The organism is Paracoccus aerius (assembly GCF_014656455.1).
GTDB classification, from domain to species: domain Bacteria; phylum Pseudomonadota; class Alphaproteobacteria; order Rhodobacterales; family Rhodobacteraceae; genus Paracoccus; species Paracoccus aerius.
This window is the reverse complement of sequence record NZ_BNCL01000080.1, coordinates 1-1,401: the sequence shown is the minus strand read 5'-3', so window position 1 is coordinate 1,401 and position 1,401 is coordinate 1. Positions and strand designations below refer to the sequence as shown.

General features: G+C 61.8%; 1 protein-coding gene. It reads left to right on the top strand.

Annotated features, from left to right (window positions below; translation table 11 throughout):
* Positions 1-40: 40 nt before the first annotated feature.
* On the top strand, positions 41-946 hold the full coding sequence (locus IE224_RS20755) for a DUF3987 domain-containing protein (RefSeq protein WP_191313420.1): 906 nt from the start codon (positions 41-43) through the stop codon (positions 944-946).
* Positions 947-1,401 lie beyond the last annotated feature (455 nt).

Genomic DNA, 1,401 nt, shown 5'->3' with positions numbered 1-1,401 from the left:
GGACGCCTTGCGGCGCCAGCTTACCAGACGGTCTATCGCTGTGAGAGTCAGGCCGCCCAAGAACTGGCAACCATCTTCTGACTGTCAGTATGCTCTTGACCGGGTTGGCCGGGGCGCAGCCCTGATCGAAAACCTGTCAATCTGCCTGCTGGGCGGCATCCAGCCGGAGCCCATCCGAAAGATTGCAGGCGACACACAGGACGATGGCTTGCTGCAGCGGTTGTTCCCGATCGTCCTGCACCCCGCCAGCCAGGGCACAGACGCCCCAGCGCCCCCGGTGGCGGCGCGCTATGGCGATCTGATCCATGCGCTTCGCAACCCGGCGCCGATCGCGGGCGGGGGCACGTTCCTGCAGTTCGACAGTGACGCGCAGAAGGTTCGCCGCCGGCTGGAGGCGGAGCATCTTCGGATGCAGTCGACGGAGACCATCAGCCGAAAGCTGGCATCCCATATCGGGAAGTATGACGGCCTGTTCGTCCGCCTCTGCATTGTCTGGCATTGTGTCGAGAACGCCCAAGCGACACAGGTGCCCCAGCACATCACAGCGGCCACTGCAGAGCGCGTTGCGGCCTTCCTGCATGGCTTCCTGCTGCGCCATGCCTTCGCCTTCTATGCGGGCGTTCTGGGACTGTCAGAGGACCATGACCGGCTGTCAGCCATAGCGGGCCATATCCTCGCGCGGCGGCTGGAGCGGATCACCAACCGCGATGTGCAGCGGGGTGACAAGGCTATGCGCTCGCTACGCGATCAGGACATCCAGCCGCTTCTGCAGCAGCTGGCCGCGATGGGTTGGCTCGAAAGGATCGACGGGCCGCGGCCATCATCCGCGCCACACTGGATCGTAAACCCGGCGGTTCACTCCCGGTTCAGCGCCAGGGCCAAGGCAGAACGGGAACGCCGGGACGAAGCGCGACGAGTGCTGGCAAGCCTGACAGGTGACGCATGACCAGGAAAAGCATAACGGCGCTATCGGCGCATAATCGGGCCGATCGCTTGCTGTATGTCACATCGGAACGGCGGTGCCTTGTGCTGCGTGACGTGCCGCAGCGCGGCTTTAAGCCGTTCGGAGCGTCTTGCCCCGGGTTTTGTCACAAATGTCCCTTGCGCGCATGTGACACAGAGAGGAATTCGCCCTTTTCTTATATAGCGACAAATATACCGACGCGCGCGCAAGGGACATTGCGGACAAAACTTCCGGGCATCGCAACGGCGCACAAGCCAGGCACGGGATGCCCAGAGCGGCCACAAGGCCGGATACCCTATGCGGTAAGTGCCTCATATGCGCCCCGGCAGATTGCGGGACATTCACATGGCTAAAAAGTCCGGCCTGATCAACTCTTACTGCATTGATTTTATGTGCTGAAGATGCGGTTTCATTCGCTTTGAATTGCAGGGTTTCGT